The 19,431-nt window shown below is 42.7% G+C and carries 15 protein-coding genes; 3 read left to right on the forward strand and 12 right to left on the reverse strand.

Features of this window, described 5'->3' with window-relative positions; translation table 11 throughout:
* Window positions 1-125: 125 nt before the first annotated feature.
* Window positions 126-3,701, reverse strand: a complete 3,576-nt coding sequence (gene mfd / locus H6G79_RS18450) for a transcription-repair coupling factor (protein ID WP_190592815.1) — start codon at window positions 3,699-3,701, stop codon at window positions 126-128.
* 350 nt (window positions 3,702-4,051) lie between these two features.
* Here mfd and H6G79_RS18455 point away from each other — a divergent pair, with 350 nt between their 5' ends.
* Window positions 4,052-5,377 carry a hemolysin family protein gene (locus H6G79_RS18455; protein ID WP_190592814.1) on the forward strand — a complete coding sequence of 442 codons (1,326 nt, stop codon included), beginning with the start codon at window positions 4,052-4,054 and terminating at the stop codon, window positions 5,375-5,377.
* Window positions 5,378-5,670: 293 nt separating this feature from the next.
* Here the strand turns inward: H6G79_RS18455 and H6G79_RS18460 are convergent, their stop codons facing one another.
* The 6 genes from H6G79_RS18460 to H6G79_RS18485 form a co-directional block, all read right to left on the reverse strand.
* Window positions 5,671-6,852 carry an aldo/keto reductase gene (locus H6G79_RS18460; protein ID WP_190592813.1) on the reverse strand — a complete coding sequence of 394 codons (1,182 nt, stop codon included), beginning with the start codon at window positions 6,850-6,852 and terminating at the stop codon, window positions 5,671-5,673.
* Between the two features lie 544 nt (window positions 6,853-7,396).
* Window positions 7,397-7,648, reverse strand: coding sequence for a hypothetical protein (locus H6G79_RS18465; RefSeq protein WP_242048449.1), 252 nt, complete (start codon window positions 7,646-7,648; stop codon window positions 7,397-7,399).
* 286 nt (window positions 7,649-7,934) lie between these two features.
* Complete coding sequence (leuD, locus tag H6G79_RS18470; protein ID WP_190592830.1) at window positions 7,935-8,540, reverse strand: 3-isopropylmalate dehydratase small subunit; 606 nt, start codon at window positions 8,538-8,540, stop codon at window positions 7,935-7,937.
* A 109-nt stretch (window positions 8,541-8,649) separates the two neighbouring features.
* Window positions 8,650-10,053, reverse strand: coding sequence for a 3-isopropylmalate dehydratase large subunit (leuC, locus tag H6G79_RS18475; protein WP_190592812.1), 1,404 nt, complete (start codon window positions 10,051-10,053; stop codon window positions 8,650-8,652).
* A gap of 147 nt (window positions 10,054-10,200) precedes the next feature.
* Window positions 10,201-10,656, reverse strand: coding sequence for an NUDIX hydrolase (locus H6G79_RS18480; protein WP_190592811.1), 456 nt, complete (start codon window positions 10,654-10,656; stop codon window positions 10,201-10,203).
* 55 nt (window positions 10,657-10,711) lie between these two features.
* Window positions 10,712-11,929, reverse strand: coding sequence for a TetR/AcrR family transcriptional regulator (locus H6G79_RS18485; RefSeq protein ID WP_190592810.1), 1,218 nt, complete (start codon window positions 11,927-11,929; stop codon window positions 10,712-10,714).
* Between the two features lie 175 nt (window positions 11,930-12,104).
* Between H6G79_RS18485 and H6G79_RS18490 the strand changes: the two genes are divergently transcribed.
* On the forward strand, window positions 12,105-12,962 hold the full coding sequence (locus H6G79_RS18490; RefSeq protein WP_190592809.1) for an acyl-CoA desaturase: 858 nt from the start codon (window positions 12,105-12,107) through the stop codon (window positions 12,960-12,962).
* 325 nt (window positions 12,963-13,287) lie between these two features.
* On the opposite strand, the gene H6G79_RS18495 is transcribed toward H6G79_RS18490, so the two are convergent.
* The 3 genes from H6G79_RS18495 to H6G79_RS18505 form a co-directional block, all read right to left on the reverse strand.
* Window positions 13,288-13,683: a TIGR02588 family protein gene (locus tag H6G79_RS18495; protein ID WP_190592808.1), complete on the reverse strand. Its 396-nt coding sequence runs from the start codon at window positions 13,681-13,683 to the stop codon at window positions 13,288-13,290.
* A gap of 430 nt (window positions 13,684-14,113) precedes the next feature.
* Window positions 14,114-14,974, reverse strand: coding sequence for a TIGR02587 family membrane protein (locus tag H6G79_RS18500; protein WP_190592807.1), 861 nt, complete (start codon window positions 14,972-14,974; stop codon window positions 14,114-14,116).
* A 94-nt stretch (window positions 14,975-15,068) separates the two neighbouring features.
* Window positions 15,069-15,572, reverse strand: a complete 504-nt coding sequence (locus tag H6G79_RS18505; protein ID WP_190592806.1) for a methylated-DNA--[protein]-cysteine S-methyltransferase — start codon at window positions 15,570-15,572, stop codon at window positions 15,069-15,071.
* 149 nt (window positions 15,573-15,721) lie between these two features.
* Here H6G79_RS18505 and H6G79_RS18510 point away from each other — a divergent pair, with 149 nt between their 5' ends.
* On the forward strand, window positions 15,722-16,264 hold the full coding sequence (locus H6G79_RS18510; RefSeq protein ID WP_190592805.1) for a Uma2 family endonuclease: 543 nt from the start codon (window positions 15,722-15,724) through the stop codon (window positions 16,262-16,264).
* Window positions 16,265-16,488: 224 nt separating this feature from the next.
* Here H6G79_RS18510 and H6G79_RS18515 read toward each other — a convergent pair whose 3' ends face one another.
* On the reverse strand, window positions 16,489-17,832 hold the full coding sequence (locus H6G79_RS18515; RefSeq protein ID WP_190592804.1) for a TldD/PmbA family protein: 1,344 nt from the start codon (window positions 17,830-17,832) through the stop codon (window positions 16,489-16,491).
* Between the two features lie 83 nt (window positions 17,833-17,915).
* Window positions 17,916-19,355, reverse strand: coding sequence for a TldD/PmbA family protein (locus H6G79_RS18520; protein ID WP_190592803.1), 1,440 nt, complete (start codon window positions 19,353-19,355; stop codon window positions 17,916-17,918).
* Window positions 19,356-19,431 lie beyond the last annotated feature (76 nt).

The following is a 19,431-nucleotide window of genomic DNA, read 5'->3' on the forward strand; positions in this document are numbered from 1 at the left end:
AGAAATAGGGAGTTTTATCACCACTATTTAATTGTTGCTGCCGAATTGTGGGATGAAATTCGATTTTACAAGAAATCATCCCATGTTTATGCAACAAAATTTAAATTCCTACATAATTAGTAGTATTAAACAACAGCCGCTTCGGCGATCGCACCTTGCATTCTCCCCATTGCATCAATTAAGCTTTGCAATTGTTGGTCGGCTTTCATCACCGCTAAACCTCGGACTGTGACTTTACCAGGGGAGTAAACAAAGCGCGTTTTTAAATGTTCTGGTAAGTTGGCTGCAAGTAAATTCCATGCAGGTTCTTCCATTGGTGTTTCTAAAATTACGTGTTGTTTGTTTTCTGGTTTAATCCGGCTAAATCCTAATTTTTTGGCTATTTGTTTGAGTTCCATAACGCGCAAAAGTTGATTGGCGGGAACGGGTAAAGTACCATAGCGATCGCTCCATTCTGCTGCAATCTGCGTGAGTTCTTCTTTAGATTTCGCCGCCGCTACTGCACGGTACGCACTCATCTTTTGATCAATATCGGGAATGTAATCGGCGGGTATAAATGCGGTGAGGTTGAGGTCAATTTGCGTATCGTCAACTTGGGGTATTTCTTGACCGCGAATTTCTCGAATCGCTTCTTCTAACATTTCCATGTACAAATCAAAACCGATCGCATCCATTTGACCAGATTGTTCTGCACCAAGCAAGTTACCCACGCCGCGAATTTCCATGTCGCGCATCGCTAGTTGATACCCGGAACCGAGTTGAGTAAATTCTTGTATCGCCCGTAATCTCTGCCGTGCTGCATCAGATAAGGTACGTTGCTTAGGATAAAATAACCAAGCATGGGCTTGAATACCTGCACGACCGACACGACCGCGTAATTGGTATAGTTGCGCTAATCCAAAACGGTGTGCGTCTTCAATTAAGATGGTGTTAACGCGGGGAATATCTAAACCAGATTCAATAATTGTTGTACATACTAAAATATCTGCGTCACCATTACTAAAGGTGAGCATGGTTGATTCTAACTCGCTTTCGTCCATTTGCCCGTGAGCGATCGCAAATCTTCCCCCCGGTATCATCTCGCGCAATTTGGCTGTCGTCTCTTCAATTCCTTCCACGCGCGGAACTACATAAAACACCTGTCCGCCTCGGTCTAGTTCTTGGCGAATTGCACTGCGGACTGTTTCGGGATTCAGGGGTGAAAGGTGAGTTTGAATTGGTCGGCGGGTTGGAGGTGGTGTGGTAATCAAACTCATTTCCCGAATCCCCGACAAGGACATATACAAGGTACGGGGAATGGGTGTGGCGGAAAGTGTTAGTACATCAACTTGAGTTTTCAAGGATTTGATTTTCTCTTTTTGGTTCACCCCAAATCTTTGTTCTTCATCCACCACCAATAAACCCAAGTCGCGGAAAGATACGCCTTTTCCTAACAGTTGGTGCGTACCCACAACGATATCTAACTCGCCTGTCGCTAATCGTTTTTGAATATTACGACGTTCTTCAGCACTGCGGAAGCGGTTGAGTAAGCCGACATTCACAGGGTAGGGGGCAAAGCGTTCTTTCAAGGTGTGGTAGTGTTGCTGGGTAAGAATGGTAGTTGGTGCGAGGAGTGCGACTTGTTTACCAGAAGTCACGGCTTTGAAAATGGCGCGGATTGCGACTTCCGTTTTACCGAAACCAACGTCACCACATACTAACCGATCCATTGGCCGATCGCTTTCCATGTCGCGTTTGACATCTTGGACGGCTTTTAACTGGTCTGTTGTCGGTTGATAAGGGAAAGAATCTTCCATTTCCTCTTGCCAAGGCATATCGTGAGGATAGGCGTAACCTTGTTGTTGCGATCGCGCGGCATATAATTTCAGCAAATCTACCGCTAATTTCTTGATGGCTTTACGGACGCGGTTCTTGGTATTGTCCCAAGCCTTCCCAGTCATTTTGTGCAGTTCTGGGGCTTTATCGCCTGTGGCGCGGAACCTTGACAAAGAACCAACTTGGTCAGCCGCCACCCGCAAAAGTCCATCGGCGTATTGTACAACTATGTAATCACGGGTTTCGTCGTTAATCGTCAAACTTTCCAGCTTGACAAACTTACCTATCCCGTGGCTTCTGTGAACTACATAATCTCCCGGACGTAATTTATTCGGGTCAACTTGCTTGGAAGCCGCCTTCCGACGTTTGCGGATATATCCTGGCGTGGCGAGGGAATGCTGACCGTAAAATTCCCGGTCTGTGACCACGACTAAACGGAAAGTTGGCAGAATAAATCCTTCCAGTTCCGCCAAACCAGAGTATTTTAAGGCGACTGGGGTATGGTTGATTTGCAGCTTTTCAATGGCTTGGTAGTCGCGCGGGTTGGGGATAAATTGCGCCGGACAGTCGTGTTCTTGTAATAGAGAGACAGAACGGGAAGGTTGGGCAGAAATTAGCCAAATTGAGAAATTGCGATCGCGTTCTTGTCTTAGCGTCTCCGCCAGCTTGCCAAACTGATGGGGTGTCACAGGTACAGAACGGCTGGCTAAATTAATCCCGTTGTTTTCCTCGGCGATTTCCGATAAATAAACAGTGGGAAATTGGGTAAGTTCAGTTAGACAATCATCAAACGACCGATGGATTTTCGGCAATTGCAGAGAACCTAAATCTAATTCCCCAGTCCCTAGCGACCATTGTTCCTCAGCATTTTCCACCCAGCGATCGCTATGGGCGTGACACTGTTCTGGTTCGTCAATGGCAATTAAAGTATTTTCAGGCAGATAATCTAAAACCGACGCTGGTTTATCAAAAGCTAACCCCAAAAACCGCCGACTACCTTCTAGGAGTGCTGAGTGCTGTTCACTGAGCGAAGTCGAAGTGTGAGTGCTGAGTGCTGAGTCTGAGTTTGGTTCTTCTTTAAGAAAAGCTTGGAACTCAACACTATCTTTAAGTGCATCTAAGATAATCGGCGTAAAGCTGGTAGGAGTTAGCACAACCTGAGCTATTTTGTCAAGTGCAGAACGCTGGGTTGACGGGTCAAATTCTCTGATTTGCTCAATTTCGTCGCCAAACCATTCCAAGCGCACTGGCAATTCTGAAGAAACCGGGAAAACATCGACAATATCACCGCGCCGACTCCATTGACCTTCTGTTTCTACCAAAGGTACTCGCTCGTAACCCAAGGTAGTAATTTTTGTACTGAAAGTATTCAGGTCAAATTCCATGCCTTTAGTCAAGGTCAGGCTTAGAGGTGTAAAAGCCTCTGGCGGTGGTAAATGCGGCTGTAACGCCCCCGTAGTCGCAACCACCGCGATCGTCTTATTTTGACCATTAACTGATGACTGTTGACTGTTAACTGATAACTGTTGACTGATAACTGATGACTGACCCTTCACCAAATCCGCCAAAACCTGCATTTGTCCCCAGGTCATTTCCGTTTCGGGGTCAAAAGGCTCGTAAGGAGAGGCTTCGGAAGTTGGATAAAAATGTACTGTTGACCAGCCCATCGCCTCTAATTGAGCGTAGGCGCGTCCGGCTTCTTCTAGGGTCGCACAGACGACAAATAAATTCCTTCCTGAATTTTGTGCTAATGCCGATGCTACCAAGCCCTTGGGTAGACGGGGAATACCATTTAAGCGTAAATCTTGTTGACGATTGAGCTTAGAAAGTAGTTCTGTGGTGAGTGGCGATCGCGCCAAGGCACGCACAATCGAAGAAAATGCCATAAGTTCTACTAGAGGTGGAAGTCTTCAGTGATAAGAAAATCTATAGGTAGTTTATGTTCACTATTTTAAATGGGTTGACACTCCACTCATTACTTCTATGGAAGAATGGGGAAGTATGAAATATGAAGTATAAAGTATGAAGTATATGCCTATAGTCAGAGAATTTAGACATTTTCCAAGGTTAAATTCTGCGATTAGTAGTACTTTAACCTTCTACCTCCGAGTCTAGATTTTATTCTGGAGTCTTTTGCCTTTTTTGGTAAAAGCACACATCTCAGAACTTGAATAACGTTTAATACTAGATACTAGGGGTTAAGCATAGTTCGCTCCCTATTGCGGCAAATCCAAACATGTCCTCCATCACTTCTGAAATTTTAATCATTTTGGTACTAATTATTGCCAACGGGATCTTCTCGATGTCGGAGATGGCTGTTGTCTCAGCGCGGAAGGTCAGGCTTCAGCAGCTTGCTAATCAAGGAGATGCTAACGCCAGAGCAGCATTGAAACTAGCAGAATCTCCCAATAATTTCTTATCTACCGTTCAAGTCGGAATTTCCCTCATCGGTATTCTGACTGGTGCTTTTGGGGGAGCGACAATTGCTAACCGCTTGGCAGTATATGTAAAACTGATCCCCTTGTTAGCTCCTTACAGCGAACCAGTATCTTTTGGGATAGTCGTTTTAATTATTACGTATTTATCTTTGATCATCGGGGAATTAGTGCCGAAGCGTTTGGCATTAAATAACCCAGAAAGAATAGCAGCGTTTGTGGCGATCCCAATGCGGGCTTTAGCAGCGATCGCTTCCCCAGCAGTCCATTTATTGAGTGCTTCTACAGAATTGGTGTTGCGAATTTTAGGAATCACCCCTTCAGAAGAACCGCAGGTAACTGAAGAAGAAATTAAAATCTTGATTGAGCAAGGTACAGAAGCCGGAACCTTTGAAGAAGCAGAACAAGATATGGTAGAACGGGTGTTTCGTTTAGGCGATCGCCCTGTCAGTTCTTTTATGACACCCCGCCCTGATATCATCTGGCTAGACTTAGAAGACACCGCCGAAGAAAACCGCCAGAAAATGACTGAAAATGGTTATTCCCGGTATCCAGTTTGTCAGGGAGGGCTTGATAATGTCTTGGGGATCATCCCTGTCACCGATTTACTCGCTCGCAGTTTTCGGAATGAAGCTTTAGATTTGACAGTGGGTTTGCGTCAACCTGTATTTGTCCCCGAAAGCACCCGTGGCTTGAAAGTGTTGGAATTATTCAAGCAAACTATCACCCACATGGCCATTGTGGTGGATGAATACGGCGTAATTCAAGGATTAGTCACCCTTAACGACATTATGAGCGAAATTGTCGGTGATGTTCCCGCCGATCTCGACGAAGACGAACCCCAATATGTACAGAGAGAAGATGGTTCTTGGCTGTTGGACGGTATGTTACCCGTAGAAAAGTTTTTTGAACTATTCGAGATGGAAGAATGGGATGACGAACGCGGTAGCTATCAAACCTTGGGAGGCTTTGTCATCACCCATTTAGGCCGCATCCCCTCCGCCGCCGATCATTTTGAATGGGAAGGAATGCGGGTTGAGGTGATGGATATGGACGGTAATCGGGTAGATAAAGTGTTAGTTGTGCCAATGATTGATAAAGCAGAGGCGAAGAAAGAATCTGAGTAGAGGTTAGTGGCTAGAGGTGACAGGTTACAGGTTACAGGTTACAGGTTACAGGTTACAGGTTAAGTTGTTGCATTAATCCCTAGCCTCTACTTCGCACTCCCCACTCCCTACCTCACAAGTGTAGGTTTTTAACAGAGTGATGAGTAGCGACTCTAAAAATCACGATTTAATCAGAGTTCCACCCCCTCACACCCTTACACCCCTACACCCTAAATCAAGGTTTTTGGGGCATAACGTAAAAAACCCTACACCAGTCAGCCACTCCCTACTCCCTACTCCCTACTCCCTAGTATTTACGATTGAGACAATCGCTTCACTTCTTCTCCACCCAACATTTCATGGGCTTTTGCCAAAATTTGGGGAATTTTCTGGGCTTGGGGACTCAGGACAAGACATTGGCGTAAATCTACTTCGTTGAGTTTATCTGCTTTGTTCCCAGGAAACCAATGACTAGCATTACCCATGAGATTGTAACGAGTTTTGGCATAGTCTACTAAGTCGTAAGCACGGGCTAAATTCCACAACCACAAAATTACCGGGATATTGATACCGCCGGGAGTGTGTTCCCAAGTGGGTAAGTTGAGATGCCAATTTTTTACCCAATCTTCGCCGAGAGTGGCGATCGCTTCTTCTTCCAGTCTTGCTAAAATTGGCGGTAAAATTTCGGAAGATTCATCTAATAACGCTAATGTCTTCAGGTGTTCATCAAAATCTTGGGGTTTGGCTGCGCCAATACTCAATGTATGCACCTGGGAATGACTCAAACAAAATAAATCATTAAACACCATCGGACTCAACGGCGCACAAAGATTCACTAATTTTTTTGGTGGGTTATATAACTTCCCTCCTTTATCCGAAGGACTAATAATAAACACACCCATATCCAGGCGAGTAGCAGCTAAAATAGCAGGCCAATTCCATTGATTAATGTAGTACCAATGCAGATTTATATAATCAAATTGATTGGTATTAATTGCCTGCACAATTAAATCTGTAGCACCGTGGGTAGAAAAGCCAATAAATCTGACTTTGCCTTCAGCTTGTAATTGTCTGGCTACATCCAAACAACCGCCAGGACGGACGCTATATTCTAGTAATTCCGCATCATTAATACCATGCAAACTAAATAAGTCTACATAATCTAACTGAAGATACTTGAGTGATTGTTCAAATGTTTTGCGGAATTCTTTGGCATCAGCAACGGGTGAAACTTTGGTTTGGACAATTAATTGTTCGCGCGGAAACTTGGGCAGAATTTTACCCAATTGCATTTCTGAGCTACCATAACCACGAGCAGTTTCAATGTGATTAATACCGAGTTCGATGGCTCTGTGAATTGTGGCTTCAAGATTTTTCTGGTTATCTGAAGGAATATCTGACCAAGCAACATCTTGCCATTTGAACTGATATCTCATGCCGCCGCAAGAAAAAACCGGCATCTGTAATTCTGTGCGTCCAAATCTTCTGTATAGCATTAGTGGATTGTGAATTTTTGGTATCAAGTCTCAGTTAAGCGATCGCTCTATCTATTTTTAAGTCCTGACACTGGTAATATCCATCGAGCCATAAAATGAGTCAGGTGTTTGGTTGTCAGATAGCGAGTTTTTTCAGTCCCACAAGACTAATTACCACATCCTACCCACTACTAGCAAGTGATTTTCAATTAAAAACATTCCATTATTTAGGGACAAGGGGGACAAAGGGGATAGTACTCTGCTTAGGTAAACAAATTAGATAATTTATTTTTTGGATTAATATATGCAAGAAATTAGACCAACATATCCCCAGGATTTGTTAGTCTAAATCTTTAAAAACCAACTATTTCAGCAATTGCTTATTGTTCTATCTAATTATGGTATTTGCACCCAGTTTATATTTGCTATTATCCAACTTTATTACAGCTGTAATCACAAACAATTAATTATAGGACTTACGCAAGAACCCTCTTAAATCCTCTTCACTTCGTGTCCTTTGCGCCCTTTGTGGTTCGTTTTTTCATGATTTTGCGTAAGTCCTGAATTAATATCTTTCGTAGCGGCCAGTCACCCAACGCCGACCGCGTGGTGTTCTTTCCCAGTGTGCTGGAACCCATCGCTGGCGAACAACTTTGCGGACAACAACAGGTTTACGTGCAGCAGGTTTACGTACAACAACAGTTCGGTAGTTATCACGTTTGATAATCACCGGTGCTGCTGATGCTTGGTTTTCGACAGCAAATATTGAAAGTGGTAAAGCTAGTAAAGCTCCAGCAAGAATACGTTTCATCATCATCTTGATATCTCCTGAAGTTTCTTTTTGTTGAGTTATCTACAGCCTGATTGAAGAATTTGTAAATTACACCCATGAGTGAAGTATTTATACCAGCTACTTAGGTATAAATTATTTTTGACTCCTCAATAAGATTGCTGATGAACTTTCATCTTCAGTTTAGAAAACTCCGCAGAAATTCGGATGTGAAAAAAGTCGTGATTATAAGGTGACTAAAGTCATAAACCAAGACGGTTGTGAGGTGGGGAGTAGGAATACTATTTCTTCCTTGTCTCCCTTATCTCTTCTGTTATACAGCCAACTTACCCCAACCGACATAAGGCAATTTCGCAGCAGTAGAGCGAATTTTATCAGCGTTAGCAACTAACTGACCGCAAGCATCCCAACTACCAGAAACGAACATATTTCTAGAACCTTCACCGATGAAAACTGGGGCTGTAAAGTCACCAATCTGCACTTGTAAAGTTTCTAGATTTACCGTTACCGTTGCTTGGGGATTTTCTGTGACTAGTTCTTGTAATTGTTTGACTGTTGACCCATCCGCAGTTACACAAGGTACACCAATCGCCACACAATTACCCAAGAAAATTTCGGCAAAACTTTCACCAATTAAAACTTTAATACCCCATTTAGCGATCGCTTGTGGCGCATGTTCCCGCGATGAACCACAGCCAAAGTTACGATTCACAATCAACACATTTGCGCCTTGATACTGGGGCTGGTCAAAGGGATGTTCACCCTTTAAAGCGGTGCGGTCATCAATAAACGCATTTTCACTCAAACCATCAAAGGTAATCGCCTTTAAAAAACGGGCAGGAATAATCCGGTCTGTATCAATGTCATTACCAACTAAAGGTACAGCCTGCCCAGAGACTTGTTTAATTTCACTTCCCATAATTTTCTTTGCGCCTTTGCGCCTTTGCGCGAGATAAAAAAGATTTGGTTTGTAAACGCAGAGGTAAACGCGAAGTATGAACATTTTACCTCCTGCCTTCTGCCTTCTCCTACAGCAAGTCGCGCACGTCAGCAACTTCGCCCTTAATAGCCGCAGTCGCTACCATCGCCGGACTCATCAGTAATGTGCGCCCAGAAGCAGAACCTTGCCTACCTTTAAAGTTGCGGTTAGAAGAAGAAGCACTGATTTGTCTACCTTGGAGTTTGTCGGGGTTCATCGCCAGACACATCGAACATCCTGGTTCCCGCCATTCAAAACCTGCGGCGGCAAAGATTTTGTCTAACCCTTCGGCTTCGGCGGCTTGCTTGACTCGTTCGGAACCGGGGACAACAAAGGCTTTGACTCCTTCAGCCACGCGACGACCTTGGGCAATTTTGGCAGCTTCTCGCAAATCGGTGAGTCTACCGTTGGTGCAGCTACCAATAAAGCAGACATCGATTTTTGTGCCTTTGATTGCTTGACCGGGTAATAAATCCATGTAGCGATAAGCTTCTTCGGCAATAAAACGGTCTTCTTCCGCCAGTTCTTCGGGTTTGGGGATGAATTGATTAATGCCGATTCCTTGACCGGGGGTGATTCCCCAAGTAACTGTCGGTGAAATCTCGGCTGCATCAAACACCACGACATCATCATATTCGGCATCGGCATCACTCTTGATGGATTCCCACCAAGTTACTGCTTGATCCCAGTCTGCGCCTTTGGGGGCAAAGTCTCTATCTTGGAGATAATCGTAGGTGACTTGATCGGGATTGACGTAACCGCATCTCGCCCCACCTTCAATAGCCATATTACAGACGGTCATCCGTTCTTCCATGTTCATGGCTGCAAAGGTAGTCCCGGCAAATTCATAAGCGTAACCAACACCACCTTTCACGCCCAGGGTACGGATAATATGCAAAATTACATCTTTGGCGTAGACACCGGGGTTGAGAGTGCCGTTCACTTCTATTTTGCGGACTTTGAGTTTAGCGAGGGCTAGGGTTTGGGAGGCGAGAACATCGCGGACTTGACTTGTCCCAATCCCAAAAGCGATCGCACCGAAAGCACCATGACTCGATGTGTGGCTATCTCCACAAGCGATCGTCATTCCTGGCTGGGTTAATCCTAACTCTGGGGCAATCACATGGACTATACCTTGATTGCCGGAACCAATATTATAAAAAGTTAAATTATTTTCTTGACAGTTCTGTTCTAAGGCTTGAATCATTGCTTCTGCTACACTGTCAGCAAAAGGACGCGCCTGATTATCCGTAGGTACGATGTGATCTACTGTCGCTACTGTGCGCTGGGGAAACAGTACCTCCAGACCTCGTTCGCGCAACATCGCAAAGGCTTGGGGACTAGTGACTTCATGAATTAGATGCAGGCCGATAAATAGTTGTGTCAGCCCTGAAGGAAGTGTACCAACGGTGTGTAAGTCCCAAACTTTATCAAACAGGGTGCCTTTGCTCATATTTCAATCGTTGTATAACGAGTCAGAATTTTTATCGTATCAAAAAAGCGTCGGACAATTTTAGATTTTAGATTTTGGATTTTGGATTGATTTCACAGATAAATTCGGAATTTTACCTTGATGGAATCATTGCTTTATGTCTTGCCTTTAGGCTGAAGTTTGTGTGTTGACAAATGCTAGACAAGAGTTGGATTGAAATTGGAGAAATTGATGCAAAATTTTTTTGAGGGAATTTTGTTTCACCATTTGAATGGCGATGTTCACATCTAACCATTCTCGCTGTCTCTGCCCAGCTTCGGGATAATCTTCACTCAGCATTTCAACTAACAATAAATACATCTGCACTCGGTAGATTTTGCCGCGTTTGCGGTATCTGTAACTACCTACGGCGTTGACATCTACTTGTCCAATGATCCCGGCTTCTTCCCAAGCTTCTTTGGCGGCGGATGCAGGCGGACTCATACCTTTGGCAATTCCGCCCTTGGGAATTACCCAGTTATTGCGATCGCGGGTTGTAATTAGTAAGATTTCAATGGTGCCGTTCTGCACTCTATAAGGAATGACCCCCGACTGCTGGAAGATTTTGCTGATTTTCTGATTCATGAATTTGTACTAGTCTTTTTACTCAGCACTCAGCACTCAGCACTCAGCACTTTCATTATGCTGGCTTATGATCTAAACGAATTGCTGCTTCTAAGGCTGCTTTTTCTTTAGCGCGGCGGGCGTAAGGCTGTAATTGAGAGCGATCGCAGCCTGTTAGAATAGTCAAATCATCTAAACTCACACCTCGCATTAACATTTCTACACACCATGTTTGTTGTGCTTGAGCAATTTCTGGTGGTTTACCTTGGGGTGTTAACAATCCTTGAGTCCAAATCTCCCAACGTTGCAGTAATTCTGACTCAGAAAGAGAATTACCTACATTGTCAATAAAGATTGCTGGATGATGATCTTTGCGACTTTTCAGCCATTTAATTAAAGGATTGTTGGTATAGGAACCGTAGTGTTTACCCAAAATCCACTGGTTCACAGGAACTTGGCGGGGTAAGGTTGGGGTGGTGATTTGCAATATTAGTCCTTGAGTATCGGAAATTTGGTGCGATCGCTGCAAGTAAATTATCTCAGCAGCAGATAAACCAGCACCAAATAACAGGTATGCTAAAGCATAATCTTGTATTCCCGATTTTCTGGAGTTTTGCAGAATTTTATGCACTAAAATCGCAGGCAAATCAGCCACTTCTTTGATAATTACCGCTTCTTTTGTTAATTGGGGAACAGTAGACATCGCTCCATGTAAAAACAACTCCACTAAATTCTCTAAAAAATCATTTCGATCTTCCCATAATTCATGAAATTCGCTTGTGAATTCAATCACCGCATATCCTAAAATCATGCCATTCAGCAAGCTGGCTAATTTTTCTGCCGGCAGATAGGTGTTTATGTCTCCCTGTTGGATGACAGTAGCTAAATACTGCGCTACATAGCGGTTAGCTTCTGTTAATCCTCTCCCCAAAGCACGGCGATTTTCAGCAGGAAATTGGTCGGCTTCACCCACCACTGACCGCACAAACTCTGGGACTCGTTCTAATGTATGTAAGCTATCACTTGCATAATCTTTCAGGGCTTGATAAACGTTACCCGGAGGAGTAGCCCGTTTGACTAAAGACTCTCCCAAATCCTTAAATGCTGCTGATTCTTCTAATACTGCTAAAAGCAGCCCGTGTTTATTACCAAAATGGCGAAACAACGTCACTTCATTGACTCCAGCTTTTTCGGCAATTTGGCGAGTAGTAGTACTACTAACTCCTTGTGTAGTAAATAATTCTAGTGCTGCTTGGATCAAACGTTGACGGGCTGAGATTGATTGAGATGCCATAAGAAATAATGCAAGTGGCACTTGCATAAAAAACCAATAGTTGTTACGATGCCTAATGTAAGTGGTACTTGCTTAAGTTCACTGTAACGAACTAGTTTACAGAAGGGGGAAATTTCTTGGGAAAGTTTACCCAAATTCCAGCAAATCACTTCATGATCCATCAACGGAAATGTTTATGACTGCAAAATATCTGGCGGTTGCTTCTGAGACACGAAATTCACCTCGCCTCAGATGGGTGAATGTGGCTTTTTTTGCAACTATTCACGCCTTAGCTATGTTGGCTCCTTGGTTTTTTTCTTGGTCGGCGCTAGGATTGCTAGTGTTTCTCCATTGGCTGTTCGGGAGTATTGGCATCTGTTTAGGATATCATCGACTATTAAGCCATCGGAGTTTCCAAGTACCCAAATGGTTAGAATATGCGATCGCCATTATCGGAGCCTTAGCACTTCAAGGCGGGCCAATTTTTTGGATTGGTGGACACCGCCAGCACCATGCCCATACAGAAGATATTAACTTAGATCCCTACTCTGCCCAGCGAGGATTTTGGTGGAGCCACATACTATGGATTATGTATCCCCGCCCAGAGTTTTTTGACTATGAAACTTATAAAAAATATGCCCCAGATTTAGAAAGACAACCTTTCTATCGTTGGCTAGATCGCTACTTTTTATTGTTGCAAATTCCCTTGGGATTATTCTTATATGCTCTAGGCGGCTGGTCTTTCGTAATCTACGGAATGTTTGTGCGAGCAGTATTATTGTGGCACTCCACTTGGTTTGTTAATTCTGCATCACATTTGTGGGGTTATCGCACCTTTGACGCGAATGATGGTGCGCGTAACTTGTGGTGGGTATCAATCCTAACTTATGGCGAAGGCTGGCACAACAACCATCATACTTTTCCCCATGTTGCCAAATCTGGATTCCAGTGGTGGGAAATTGACATCACTTGGTGGAGTATTAAAGCTTTAAAAAGTTTGGGTTTAGCGAAAAAAGTCATCTTACCACCACCGCAAATTGCAAATCAAAGATAATAATCTTGAGTGGGAGTAGGGAGTAGGCAGTGGGGATTAGGAAATACTATTTCTGACAGCAACTTAGTATGAAGAAATTGAGTGAAGGGATATAAGGGTTTTGGATACATACACCCCTATACCCTTACACCCTTTCCTAAACTGTTGCTTTTTTGTTTTCATCCGTAATTCCTAAAATATTCTGACTCCTAAAGCCTTATACCATTTCACTTTAAAAATGATACGGATATGCAAGTAGCGCCTCGACTTCGCTCGGCGACCAGAAGCAGAGTTGCAGAGGAAGCGATTTCTATCAGTAATTTCGTGAAATGGTATTACACCTAAATTATGGTAATTTATAGCTGGCAACCCGGACATTTAATTGTCCTTGACTGGGATTTTTGCTAAAAATAAATGCACCTTCTTCCTTCTCGCCATCAGATAAAAAATCAATTTGTTGCTCTCCATTTTCCACCACTTGATCAGCAAATTTTAACTCAGCAATAATCTGCACTGATTCAGCAGTTTCACCACCTGTATTAACTATTTCAAAGGGAACATAAAATTTCCCATCAATTTTTCTAATTGCTGATTTTTGATTTACTGACAAAATAGGAGGCTGATTTTTTTCATTCAGCCATATATACCCGACTAAACTAATTACAACTCCCAGAATAGATAAAGCTATTCCAAATGTGATCCACTCAGCTAAAGAGCGTTCTGATTGTGATTCTGTTTCCATCTAAACCTCCGAGGTACTCCCGCCAACCTGCGGTGCGGCGGGATGGGGGATAGGAGAGTAATTAATAGGGCATTGAACCCTATTAATTACTAATCTTTTGACAATCTTCATAAGCAGTAACCTTTGCGTAGTAAGCATTTGAGGTAAAATTAGTAGTAGCAGAGTAGCGGTAATTCGCACTGCTAAACCTGAACCTTGAAAACTGATAGGGGGTTGCATCCAGAAATACAGATTTTATCTGTTAGGTTGGTTGCGTAAAATCAGTTGCCTTGGGTTGTACAAAACTTTTGGTTTCTTGTACAAACGACGGTGTGGACGCATCGTTGCAGACTGTGGAGGATACTGGAATACCAGTCCTGTGAAGCAGTAAGCCTATTCCGCGAGGATAGGATGCTCCCGCTACATTGCTTGCAATTAGCGGTGAGAGTCGTCACCATATTGCTAACCTACCTGCCGCGCCGCCAATAGTCGCAGGTAATCCCAAAACTAAAGTATGTTCTAGCCACATCATCCAAGTGTCTGATAAAGTGAGCTTTTGAAAGAAAAATAACATTGCGCCACTAGCCAGCAAAGATACTAAATAAGATATGGTAGTTTCACTCAATGGGCGTTGAAAAATTCCTTTTTGCTGTCTACGTTTTTTTTGGTCGGAAAAACCAGCTTGAAAGACAATAGCGTAGGAAATTACTAAAGACGCAGCCATTAACACCCATAACCAAGGCGGAGAAATAGCCGCCGCTAACATAGGAACTTCGTCGGTTGGTGCAATGTTAAAAGCAATCACAGTTGCACCAATCACAGTTGCACCTAAGTCAGCGAATGTGGCGTGTAAATTATTTTTATGAGTGGCTGATGTTGAATTATTTTGATTACCTTCTTGGAGAAATTGGTTAGCTAAAGCTACACCGAGAGTAAATGGTAATCCTTCATAGACCACTTTTCCCAATGATTCTTTTAAGGATGTTGCTGGGGTAATTTCTTGCAATAACCACAACATAAATGCCGCACACACAAATCCAATCGCCATTGCTTCTACAGTATCTATTGCGGCTTCATCCAGTCGCCAAGTATTTCGGCGTTTCCGAAATCCCTCTGTATAGTTGAGTAAAAAAACCACAACAAACATTAAGGCGATCGCTATTGCAATTAATCTTGGTTTTGCTAATGAACCAATCCACCATACTTCCATTGTATATATTAGTGGAATCCCAAATAAAAAACCTCCACAAATACCACGGACAATATCGTTTATTTCTCGTTTCCAGGCATTTTTATACTGCTTTTTTCCCACTACTAATACTTACCTAATTATTTTGTTGTCAGATTTATATGTGTTGTCATATTTCTCATAAACTAGAGATTCTCCGCATCTATCTTAGGTTACGCTAAATCAATTTCACGCCTTCATGATGCAGCAACCAACGCTTGCGTTCTAAACCTCCTGCATAACCAGTAAGTGCAGCATTCGCACCCACAACTCGATGACAAGGAAGCACAATGGCAATGGGATTAAGTGAATTTGCCATCCCAACAGCGCGATAGGCTGTCGGCTTACCAATTCTTGCGGCTAACTCCGCATAAGCAATAGTTGTACCCCAAGGAATCGTTAGCAATGCAAGCCACACTTGCTGCTGAAACAAAGTCCCACCAGTGTTGAGGGGAATATTATTTAAACTGGTGCGCTGTCCTGTAAAATATGCTTGAATTTTATTACTAATACCTTGGGGATTTTTGATATATTCAAACTTAAAGTTCCCATAACGCTTTTGCAGCAACTTCAGCATTCTTGATTCATAATCTGCAAAGTCCAAAGCGCAGAGTTTTTCACCATCAGTCACAATTAAAATTGTGCCGATTTCTGAATTTATTTTGTCAATGAATAATTTCATAGTTTAACGCTGATTTTAAAAATTTAATTTTGTTGTATGATTCCAGCTATCAAAAGGCTCATATCCCTGATTTATTGAAGAAGTCGGGGATATGTTTGTTGATAAAATCTACAATAGACTCAAGTATGACAACAGAGTAAAATTCTGAAATGAAGACGCTGGCTAAATGGTCTGTTGATGATTACCATTGTATGATTCAAGCAGGAATTCTGCGCGATCGCCATGTGGAGTTACTGGCGGGTGAAATTGTTGAAATGAGTCCAGAAACACCAATTCATTATAGTACTGCCAAAAGAGGGGCGAAATACTTAGAAAACTTATTGACAGGTCAAGCTGATATCCGTTTCAACGGCCCAATTACCTTATCTAACTCAGAACCTGAACCGGATATTGCAATTGTGCGATTACCAGAGTCTAACTATAGCGATCGCCATCCTGCACCGGATGATATTTTTTTTATTATAGAAGTCGCTCATACTAGTTTAAAGAAAGACTTGGAACTGAAAACATCACTTTATGCAGATGCTAATATTCCAGAATATTGGATTTTAAGCTTGTCAACCAAGGAAATAATTGTTTTTCGCTATCCCCAAAACGGTCAGTATACTTCAGTAGAAACTATTGCGGAAGGAACAATTACGCCATTAGCATTTCCTGACATTCAAGTATCAGTTAAACAGCTTTTGGGCTAAATTTTGTCCACGATAGTAGTCATGTTTAATATGTGAATAAAGGTGAAGACAAGAATTTATAAGAGTTTGAGAGAGTTGATACATATAGCGTTTCTTATTCTAGTGAAGTACAAGCAAGAATAATTAACCGCAGATGGACGAAGATAGATGCAGATAAATTTGTACCTCAGCAGACTAAGAAAGGCGATAAGCCCTAAACGCTGAGAGATTCACAAATGATTAATCTACAAAGTGTAGGTAAAATCATTGACTAACATCCCAGGTACTAAACTACCGCCTAATTTACGGTTTTCATAAGTGTCAACTTCGGGAATAAATTCTTGAAAATTAGTGAAATCAACTAAATTTTCTCCCCAAAACCTATAGAGGCTGTCGTCAAAGCGGAGATTTTCGATGGGTGCAATGATTTCGCCATTTTCCACCCAAAAACAGGCGTAACGAGTCATACCTGTAATTCTACCTGTGGGGCGATCGCTCCAATTTAAATAATGCAAATTCGAGACGTATAACCCTGTATCTAAGCTAGATAAAATCTGCTCAAATCTTAAATTTCCTGGACTGATTTCTGGCGTGCGTAAGGTTTCGGAACTGTTAGCACCATTAGCAGTTTTTTGATATTCTTTGGCAGTCCGCGAGTTAACTAAGCTATTTACTAATAAGCCATTTTCAATTATCGCTAACTCTGGTGCTGCCATTTCACCTAGTTCATTAAAGCGCGGTACTAAGCCTAATTGAAAGTTTTCTTTTAAGCTAAATTTGGCAGATAACTGTTTTTCTTTACGAGATAAAGCGGCTAAAGCACTATTCCCTTGTTGGATATCTGCTTCACTGACAGCACCCCAAGATAGCATCTGCAATAAATCAGCCACAGCCGCAGGTGCAAAATAAGTTTTATACTGACCTCTAGGTAATTCTTTGGCTGGATGCGACAGCAAATTAAGTTGTTTTTTGGCTTCGTTGATTTTTGCGGCGTAACTTGCTACATCCCAATTATTACCAGCAAATGTACCTTTAACAGCTTTACCCGAACTGATAAACAATGAATAATCTAGTGTGAAAGTATCAGTCGCAAACCAATGTTTTTGCCCGCTAGAATCACCATAGGCTTTAATTACTATTCCACCCGCATAAATGCCTGTAAAATCGAGTTCTGTGACTTCTGCTAAGATGCTAGAAACTACATCTTCTTGCGCTAATACATTACTATGATGAACTTCCCGACTTGTATTATTACCTGAAGGCAAAACTAAATAAGGGTCAATTGGTAAGATAGTTATTTCATCGCGTAATTCTTGTAAGGCTTGATGTGCTTTTTGCCAATCTTTTTCCGAATTTCCGGTAAAGGGAAACTGTCTAGAACTACTGCGTTGTTCTGCCATTAAAGTTAGTTCAATTGACCCATCAGCTACACAGCCAGTTTGTCTAACTTTCGCATGATTAAACCGCGTAAATTGACTTTGTTCACTGCTGAGTTTCAGGGTAAATTCCTCATGCTCTAATTTTTTGATGAGCAGAGTTTCTAACAACTGATTAAAGCTAGATTCTAAAGCAGTTAATTCTTGTTTCATTGGTATGACACACTTGACAAGGAAAATGAGATGGAAGCAAGGGCGATAATAAATAACTCAGCACTCAGCACTCAGCACTTTCTTCAACTCCCTCCCCCAAAGACTTCAACATTAGCAAATACACAAACGGGTGAACCATGTCCTACCCAAATTGCTTGATTTGGTTCGCCTTTACCACAGTATGGAGTGCCGTACATTTGCCAGCTATCTTGATTGCCGATTTTGATTAAGCTGTGCCAAAATTCTGGGGTTGTGGCGCGATAGTTGGGGTTGCGGAGGGTTTTGGTGAGTTGGCCATTTTCAATTAATTTGGCATATTCGCAGCCAAATTGGAATTTATAACGGCGATCGTCAATTGACCAAGAACGATTTGATTCCATGTAAACGCCATGTTCTATGTCGCTGATGATTTCTGGAAAGGTGGCGTTTCCTGGTTCTAGGTTTAAGTTTGCCATGCGGTCAATTGCTGGTCGATTCCAGGAACAAGCACGGGCGCAAGCCACCCCAGGAACTCCGGCTCTCGCTTGACTTTCTAAACTGCCTAAACCCCTTTGTAATACGCCTTCTTTAATCAAAAATTCCCTTGTGGCGACTGCGCCAGTATCATCAAAACCATAGCTGGCATACTCACCCGGCACTGTGGGGTCAAAGGTAATGTTCATTAATGGCGAACCGTAGACTAGCTGACCAAAATCTTGGGTGGAGACAAAGCTACCGCCAGCATAGTTGCGCTCATCGCCTAAAATTCGGTCGATTTCTAGGGGATGTCCGACACTTTCATGAATTTGCAGCATCATTTGGTCTGGGGCTAAAACCAAGTTGGTGCAGGTATTGGGACATTCTTCGGCGGTTAACAGTTCTAGGGCTTGTTCTCCTACTTGCTGTACCCGTTGCCATAAATGTTCCTGTCTTAAAACTTCCCATCCACCTTGATAACAGTGTGCCTGCCAACCGTTGTTTGTACGCTGTTGGACAATTGCGCCGTCTTGAGCGATCGCACCATAATGGGTTCCCAAGGAGATAAACTTTTGATATACTTCTGAACCATTGCTGCTGACAAACCAGCTTTCTCGCTCGCTTGTGCTAATGCTGGCTGTGGTTTGCACAATTTTGTCGTGTACTTTTAGCGTCCGGCACATCCGCACCAATAAATCATTAATTTCTCCGGGACTCAGCGTGTCTAAGGGTTCCAACAATGGCGAATTGTATTCACCAACAACCTTGGGACGTTCGGTTTCTTTAAACGGATATATCCACCATTTACTAGCGGCGAGTGCTTGTTTATAGGCGATTTGTGCCGCCGATTCTAAAGATTCTAGCTCTAATGAGTTGGTAGCCGCATAACCCAGACAGCCATTCACCAAAACTTCGATCATGGCTCCCTCGGTGGTAGATTTACCGTTAGCTTGGGGTATACCATCCCGGACATAACGGTTTGCAGCTGTTTCTCTGACGGCTCTGATCCCAATCCAATCAGCCGGAATATGAAAACTAGCGATCGCTTTTTTTAATTCAGACCACATAATAATTGAAAGGTAAATTTCCTGACTTTGTAATTGACAATTGCGTTTTTTTATGAATGTTTTTTCTTCTATATTA

This window comes from Anabaena sp. FACHB-83 (assembly GCF_014697485.1).
In the GTDB taxonomy this organism is placed as follows: domain Bacteria; phylum Cyanobacteriota; class Cyanobacteriia; order Cyanobacteriales; family Nostocaceae; genus Nostoc_B.

Excerpts from the sequence above, each read along its gene's own strand:
- H6G79_RS18510 (WP_190592805.1), top strand. The coding sequence starts at position 15,722 with ATGAAGACGCTGGCTAAATGGTCTGTTGATGATTACCATTGTATGATT.
- H6G79_RS18460 (WP_190592813.1), bottom strand. The coding sequence starts at position 6,852 with ATGCTATACAGAAGATTTGGACGCACAGAATTACAGATGCCGGTTTTT.
- mfd (WP_190592815.1), bottom strand. The coding sequence starts at position 3,701 with ATGGCATTTTCTTCGATTGTGCGTGCCTTGGCGCGATCGCCACTCACC.
- H6G79_RS18465 (WP_242048449.1), bottom strand. The coding sequence starts at position 7,648 with ATGATGATGAAACGTATTCTTGCTGGAGCTTTACTAGCTTTACCACTT.
- H6G79_RS18505 (WP_190592806.1), bottom strand. The coding sequence starts at position 15,572 with ATGAAATTATTCATTGACAAAATAAATTCAGAAATCGGCACAATTTTA.
- leuC (WP_190592812.1), bottom strand. The coding sequence starts at position 10,053 with ATGAGCAAAGGCACCCTGTTTGATAAAGTTTGGGACTTACACACCGTT.
- H6G79_RS18485 (WP_190592810.1), bottom strand. The coding sequence starts at position 11,929 with ATGGCATCTCAATCAATCTCAGCCCGTCAACGTTTGATCCAAGCAGCA.
- leuD (WP_190592830.1), bottom strand. The coding sequence starts at position 8,540 with ATGGGAAGTGAAATTAAACAAGTCTCTGGGCAGGCTGTACCTTTAGTT.
- H6G79_RS18515 (WP_190592804.1), bottom strand. The coding sequence starts at position 17,832 with ATGAAACAAGAATTAACTGCTTTAGAATCTAGCTTTAATCAGTTGTTA.
- H6G79_RS18495 (WP_190592808.1), bottom strand. The coding sequence starts at position 13,683 with ATGGAAACAGAATCACAATCAGAACGCTCTTTAGCTGAGTGGATCACA.
- H6G79_RS18520 (WP_190592803.1), bottom strand. The coding sequence starts at position 19,355 with ATGTGGTCTGAATTAAAAAAAGCGATCGCTAGTTTTCATATTCCGGCT.
- H6G79_RS18480 (WP_190592811.1), bottom strand. The coding sequence starts at position 10,656 with ATGAATCAGAAAATCAGCAAAATCTTCCAGCAGTCGGGGGTCATTCCT.
- H6G79_RS18490 (WP_190592809.1), top strand. The coding sequence starts at position 12,105 with ATGACTGCAAAATATCTGGCGGTTGCTTCTGAGACACGAAATTCACCT.
- H6G79_RS18455 (WP_190592814.1), top strand. The coding sequence starts at position 4,052 with ATGTCCTCCATCACTTCTGAAATTTTAATCATTTTGGTACTAATTATT.